This is a genomic window from Alphaproteobacteria bacterium GM7ARS4, assembly GCA_014332745.1.
In the GTDB taxonomy this organism is placed as follows: domain Bacteria; phylum Pseudomonadota; class Alphaproteobacteria; order GM7ARS4; family GM7ARS4; genus GM7ARS4.
Genome location: JACONL010000020.1, coordinates 1 through 7,002, shown reverse-complemented (window position 1 = coordinate 7,002; position 7,002 = coordinate 1). Strand labels below are relative to the sequence as shown.

The 7,002-nt window shown below is 50.3% G+C and carries 4 protein-coding genes; all 4 read right to left on the bottom strand.

Features of this window, described 5'->3' with window-relative positions; all coding sequences use genetic code 11:
• Positions 1-6: 6 nt before the first annotated feature.
• Positions 7-1,107 (bottom strand): ImmA/IrrE family metallo-endopeptidase, encoded by a 1,101-nt coding sequence (locus GDA54_07015; protein MBC6498046.1) that lies wholly within the window; start codon positions 1,105-1,107, stop codon positions 7-9.
• A gap of 16 nt (positions 1,108-1,123) precedes the next feature.
• On the bottom strand, positions 1,124-3,955 hold the full coding sequence (locus GDA54_07010) for a DEAD/DEAH box helicase family protein (protein ID MBC6498045.1): 2,832 nt from the start codon (positions 3,953-3,955) through the stop codon (positions 1,124-1,126).
• 16 nt (positions 3,956-3,971) lie between these two features.
• Positions 3,972-6,581, bottom strand: a complete 2,610-nt coding sequence (locus tag GDA54_07005; GenBank protein ID MBC6498044.1) for a site-specific DNA-methyltransferase — start codon at positions 6,579-6,581, stop codon at positions 3,972-3,974.
• A gap of 166 nt (positions 6,582-6,747) precedes the next feature.
• On the bottom strand, positions 6,748-6,888 hold the full coding sequence (locus GDA54_07000; protein ID MBC6498043.1) for a hypothetical protein: 141 nt from the start codon (positions 6,886-6,888) through the stop codon (positions 6,748-6,750).
• Positions 6,889-7,002: the final 114 nt, after the last annotated feature.

Sequence of the window (7,002 nt, the reverse complement as noted above, 5' to 3'; positions counted from 1 at the left end):
ATCATGTCATGCTCCCAATTTTTCAGAAAGTTTTAGGAAAGTCCCATGCTTGCTCGTACCGAGCATGGCATAGGCATCACGATACAATGTGTGGCCTCCTAGCGTGTCTCCAATAAGAGCGCGACGGAAACGACGCCCTAACCGTGATAGCAACGTTACATGAAAAGGAGGGGCTCCTTGTTGTTTTTGTTCATCCGATGGCACTTTGGGTTTCCTCTCCTTCTCCAAAATCTCATGATAGACAGCTGAAGTGATACGCCCCACATGTAAGATCCTCAGTAAAATCACCCATGTGCTCACCTTGTATTCCCAAGAGAGGTCTTCTATCGCTTGTTCCAAGACGTCCCTCGGGATAGGTTCTCCTTTAATATCTTGCTCAGGCACAAGGAATTCAGCCGTAACCTTGTTGCACCATGCTTCAATTCTTTGGGAAGACTGGCGCTCATGTTGAAGAAGAGTCCCATGGGATAATCCCGCTTCACCGAGCCATATATGCGCTAACTCATGGACAATGGTGAAATTTCGCGCTGCCTTATAGTCGGCATTGTTGATGAATATCAGCGGTGCTTTTTTATCACAGAGGGCGAAACCACTGAATTCCTCGCGGTCTAACCGACGATGGGTATTGCTACCAACCATACTATTTTTCATGACTAATATACCCAAGTCATCAGCATGGTTGCCTATGTCTCTTAAGACACCCTCCCATGTCTTTGCCTGCTTCTGCTTTCGCAAATCATAGTTGAGGTCACGCCTCATGGCCTCTGCTGCTTGCGCGATGGGCGTCTCTAGGGTGAGCGAACCGACAACCACCACGTCGGGTGCGCCAATGCTCACGGCGTAGTCTTGATACCAATGCTGTCGCCTCTGATGTTGATAAAGAGTATCCAACAGGTTGCCACTGGGCTTTCCGACATGTCGACTGCCCCTGACGCGAAAATCGGCGATGGGAAGTGTTTCCTCTGGTGGCGTAGGACACACCAACACATGGAGAGGCACGTGGCATGCTCCCCTATCATGTGGATGTTGTGGATTGGCACAGGCTGACGCCAGACTTTCGCCAACACATTGAAAAAGACTTTGTCGAATTGATGGGTGTCTCGCCATAACCCCTCACCCTTCCCTACACCTTACCAAGACTCTCACAATGAGTCGCTAAAACGTCATGGATGGCGCTTTCATCCCCCGCCTGAGCCGATGCCCACACGCCATAGCCACCATGGGCATTGACGGCAGCAACCCATAATTCAAGAGCTTGTTTTTTTGCCTCGCTTTCCTCCGTCTTTATTCCCTTTGTCTCGATAATAAGGGTCTTGCCACAGGTGAGACGCGCCAAAAAATCAGGGAAGTAATGCTTGACAACCCCTTGATACACATAATCAATGATAAAACCCACCTGCTTTCCGTTTTTCACCCACGCCACAACACCCTCATGGCGCTCTAACAGCGCCGCCGCCCTCTGCTCCCATGTCGAATCATACACATAACAACTAATAGGCGTTTTCTTCCCCACATCACATGCCTTCGATGTGCGATAGGGATACGTGTCTTCCGTAGAGCCCAATTCCTTGTCCACGATAATATCATAAGAATCCGCACTCTTCCCTAAACGAAGAGCATTCTGTATATGGCGCATGATCTGTGTCCGTCTGAGATAGATGACGGCGCGACACATGGCAGGGTCGTCATGGAACGCCTGAGGCTTGATACGAAACTGAGGCGACAAGAGAAAATCCCCCACCAAGCGCACCAATTGGCTCACAAGGTCCATCTCATGCCCTGGCCATTCACCATGTGACGTTATCTCCCGATACAGAGACTTCGCTGTCTTAAAAAATAACGTCTGCATGCGTGTGCTTTGTCCCAACTGACGTATGTCTATCGCCTTGACATCACTGAGGTCAGGCTGGTTATCCACCTTCGGTGCTAATTCAACAATCTTTGGGATTGTCGCCGCATCAATGGTGAGAGGCGTCACATCCTCAAGCGCCAGAGACGGACGATACGACACATTGATACGTTGGACGCGCGGCCATGTGATGTTCTTGTCCGAACGTTCAGGCATATACGCCACAGAACACAGAGGCTCAAACATCCCCGCACGAAGATCATCGCCCTCCTCACAAGGAAGAAAGGAAAAAGGCACGCCAAAGACATCGACATGTTCGGGTGTATATAATCCCGTCTCCTCATCAACCTCATAGCTAGAACGCCGCAACCCCCGCCCGATAACTTGCTCGCATAACAATTGACTCCTGAAGGCGCGCAACCCCATGATATGCGTCACTGTCTGTGCGTCCCACCCCTCCGACAGCATATTCACAGCAATGACATTATGGATAGCAGCGCCCTCTTTACCCTTCTTGCCGATCGTGCTTACCTTGCGCCGTAAAAGTGCCTCCCCGTGCGTCTTATCCATTTTCTCTAAAACGTGCGAGTCAATACGTAGCATTTTGTCTGGCTCACCGAGCGCCTCAGTGCCGATTTGGTTCTCTTTAAACATATGTTCAACACGGGCTGCCGTCTCAGTGCGATTGACGACACTGATCATCACGGGAGGAGTCAACGCCTTTGCCGCCTGCCATCGCGTCAATGTCGCATGCCAATCACGGGCAAGAGTGGCGTAGGCGTCCGTCACCAAGAATGGCAATTCTTCCTCTGGCTTTGCCCGCCGATTCAGGTCGTTCTTAACCTCGTCATTGTCATAGAGATGTTCGAATCGCGGTCTATACGTCTTCGTGTCGACACCCGTCCCATCACGCACGACAGCGCGTGGCGTTTTCACAATACCCGCCTCAATGGCGTCATTGAGACTAAAATCACTCACAATCCATGGGAAAAGAGACTCCGTTTTCCCCTGTAAAGACGGAATATAAGGCGTCGCCGAAAAATCATAACAACAGAGAACGTTACGCGCATGGTGAAGACGCTCTAAACCACGAATCCATTGCGTTGCCTCCTCCGCTTGCTTCTTGTCCTCACCCCGCAAGCTCTTCTCTTTCATCTCCTCAGGCATACGCCACGCATGGTGTGCTTCATCATTCAACACGACAATATCTCTGGCATACGCCATATCAAGCCCTAACACATCACGAACATAGGCGTCATCACTGAGCGGTCCCCGCTTATCAACGCTTTTCCTTGCCCGTATCTTGGCCTCGTCATCCCATTGTAACTGATGCCAATTCTGTATATGGACTTTCCCTTGCGTCAATTGTTCCCGCAAACCACGAGGCACAAGATAAAACACCCCATCCCTATCGCGCCTCTCTTGGCGAGGGTCGTTCAATCGCAACGCGTCTTTGCGACTCAACCCATAGATATTCTCTGGATGTTTGGGATTCAGCACATTCAGGCGCTCTTTCACCGTCAAATTAGGCGCAACCACTAAAATCTCTTTGGCATAACGCTTGTTCTTAGGGTCATCAACACGATTGAGCAGCTGCCACACAATGACAAACGCCATAAGAATAGTCTTGCCCGTCCCTGTCGCCATTTTCGAACACAGACGCCTCAGCGCGCCATCCATAGGAATAGACACCGAACAATGCGCCTGATTCTCAGGCGCCTCCATCAGCCATATCAACGTCTCAATAGCCTCTAACTGACAAAAGAAAAAACGATGCTGACGGGGAATTCTCTCATCCGTCCAATGACGCAACAGACGCCTCGTCACACCCGTTGCGCCACGATAGCCACCCTCACGCCATGCCACCACCCGCTCCCGTATCGTCTCCACCAAAGGAATAGGCACAAAAACACCCATATCTTGCGCCGATTGCGCTGGCGAGACACGCGACGAAGCAATACGATAACCCGAAGGACGCCGACCAGCCGTCAATGTCTTCTGTATGCCCTCCCCATGGGCATAGTGAAACTGCCAATGCTGACATGGCATGGCATAGGGACTATTGATGACAAGCGATGTCTTGGCCGTCTTCTCTTGCTGAGACATAGCGGACGTCACACCTTCACACAAGAGGCACAAGGCGCATGCTCTCAACGCCGCGCGTATCAATGATTTTCACCATCGCCCGCCCATAGTCCCCAGCCTCAAAGGGAAGAGAGGTCGTGCTACTGAGGCAATCCATACGCTCCTCATCCATAGGAAGTTTCATTTTCTTCACCAATTGATGCCAACTGGACTTGGACTCTTTGGGAATGAAAATCTGTGCGGGATAGACACTCCTGCCATCATAGTCGGTATCCACCATCCACATGGCGATTCTGTCCACCTTCTCCGATATGATACGAATGCCCTCCTCGTCTTGCGCAAAATAATCAAAACCATAAATATGCAGGCGATAACGTTGCGGTTCATCACCCCCTTTCTTGAAAGTCTCTAAATGAATATCAGGCTGTCCCACCAACCAGAAATGCCCGCCTTGCTTCTGCTTCTTCCTCAAATCCGCCGTCAAAATATCATGGTCTATTTTTACCTTCATAAGCCTGAGCGAAGGCAAACACGTCTCGTCAATCTCGCGCACAGCCTCGCCATCAAAATCAAAGGCGCAAAAGACAACAAGCTCAGGACGCGGGATTAACTTATGCGCCTCCTCTAACGCCTTGCGCACATGAATCTTATTCAACACGACATAGGGTGAGGCAAAATGAAAAGCGACCGTCTGAATCGTCTTGCCCTTCGTCTCACCCCGCGCCTGTAGATAGCGCGTGCCTTGCTGCAACTCAACATAGGTGAATTCAATCGTCCCACCCCGACTATCAATAATGCCCTCGCGCCCTAACATGGCCATCCATTCATTCTGCCTAAAACTCTCACCCTGCCTATGCGGGTCAGAGTCATCACCCCGCATCGCCATAGACGATGAATCAAACGGCTCATGCAGAGGATGAATAACAGGAGTCGGCGCCGCCTCCACCGTGAAAGGACCCGTGACGCGTATTCTAGTCTTATCAACTTTAGGTTTATCATAGAGAGGCGTGACCTCGGCGCTCTCGGCAATCAAGCCATCAATCTCTTGTTGCGTCAGGCCTGCCTTGATATTGGTATTGCAAGAGATGGTTGTGATGGTGATATGGGGGAATGTCTCGTAATCAAAGCCTTTGTGAATGCCTTCCTCAGGGGACGCCATGTGATAATAGGGATAATGGGACGTCATCAGGCGGCGTTTGGCAATGGTGAGAGCAACGCGGGATGTATCGCATGTGATCCAACGCCTGCCCCATGTTTCCGCCATCAGCGCTGTCGTGCCACTCCCGCATGTCGGGTCCAGGACAAGGTCACCGGGGTGTGTCGTCATGAGCATGCAACGTTCGATGACTTTCTTACGAGTCTGCACGGCATAGACTTTGCCAGTCGCCACGCTCCCCGTATCCGTCCATGTGTCGGTCAATTGGGTATAGGGATTATCCTCAAGGAAACGGGTGTAACAAATGCCATTGCCAGCAACAGCAATACGTTTGGCATGGGCAAGACGCTCCATGCCGTCAGGGTAGCGCGCTGTCCAATGCCTTCCTTTAGCGGGATAATAGGTCTTGCCCTCAAACTCGAAGGGGGTTGGTTCTTTTGGCGCGTCTTGACTTTGTAGAGAACTATACCGAAGAATGCGCGCCCCTTGAGGAAGGGGGGTGATGCCTTTGCGTTCATCCTGTGTCATAGCCCGTCTCGTGCCATCCAATAACAACAGATGACGATAGACATTATCGCCCCTCTCCCTATCTTTGCTCGGGAGATAGAGCTGATTGTAGGTCATAAGGTCTTTATCCTTGGCATACCAGACGAGATAGTCGCCCCGCCTGCTGAGATGTTTAGTAGTAAAACCACCGCTCGTGGCAAAGGAAATCACACTGACAAAATTCTTGGTGTCAAAAACATCGTCCATGAGGTTACGGACGAGGTGCATATTGTCGTCAGAGATTTGGACGAAGCAACTTCCCTCTGTGGTGAGGAGTTCCCGTGCCAGCATCAGGCGTTCATAGAGGTAAGACAGGTAGGAGTGAATACCCAGTTCCCATGTATCGCGAAAGGCTTGGACGGCGCGCACATCGTGGGGGATGTCGTCATCAAGGCCATCTTTCACGTTGGTGCGGTCGGTGAAGGGTTGAAAGTTGGAATTGTATTTAATGCCATAGGGCGGGTCGATGTAGATCATTTGTATCTGTTGTCCCATGCTTTCTTTGTGGAGCAGGGAGTTCATAACGAGGAGGGAGTCGCCGGCGACAAGGCGATTGGTCCATTTATTTTGGTGTTGATAGAATTCTATATCTTTTTGCAGGGATGATTTTTTATCGTCATCATCGAAGAGTGTTGTTTGTGGTGATTGTTTGGTGATAGCGCGAATGATGCGTTTTGCGTCGATGCGTTCGTAGATATGGAGGGGGACATTATCTACGTAGAAATCTTGTCGTTCTTTTTTTCCAGCCCAGTGGAGGGATGGTGAGCGATGGTAATCGTATGCGTAGTGTTTTTTATCTATTGTGGGTGGTTCTGTTTCAGGGCGCACCAGCCCCACGGGCGGATTATTGAGTCGTTCACCTTGGTGTGTGTAGCTCTCAATATCTCTATCATCTCTTTTGTTCCCTCTCTTTGTATTCTTTATGTTCTTATCATGCTCACCCATTCTTGCCTCTTTTTCTTTCTACAGCTCACACGCTCTCTCTCACACCCTCTCTCTCACACGCTCTCCTCCTGTCTGTCTCTCCTTTCATATCATCCGTGCGCGCCTGTGCCTGTTGCGCCACCCTCACCTATCCATTATATCACACAGACAACAACAAAACACGGGGTTATTGTCCTTCGCCTTTTTCGGCGCTTCTTCCCAGTATCTCTTTTATGATCTCACTCGACTTCTTCCCTCTTCGTTGATTGAAGTTGCCAGAAACAATCCAGAGTGTCGATAACAGAACGAGATAGGGCAGATAACCCAACGTCGAGTCCTTATATGGGGAGTGAAGGAAATTGACATAGATGGATTCACATACATATGATGTGGGCGAAAAACAAAAGAGTGCTGATAAGAACGCCGCGCCGACAAACAGGAC

What these genes read in the sequence shown, in the direction of transcription:
- GDA54_07015 (MBC6498046.1), bottom strand. Translation starts at nt 1,107, where the DNA reads ATGGCGAGACACCCATCAATTCGACAAAGTCTTTTTCAATGTGTTGGC.
- GDA54_07010 (MBC6498045.1), bottom strand. Translation starts at nt 3,955, where the DNA reads ATGTCTCAGCAAGAGAAGACGGCCAAGACATCGCTTGTCATCAATAGT.
- GDA54_07005 (MBC6498044.1), bottom strand. Translation starts at nt 6,581, where the DNA reads ATGGGTGAGCATGATAAGAACATAAAGAATACAAAGAGAGGGAACAAA.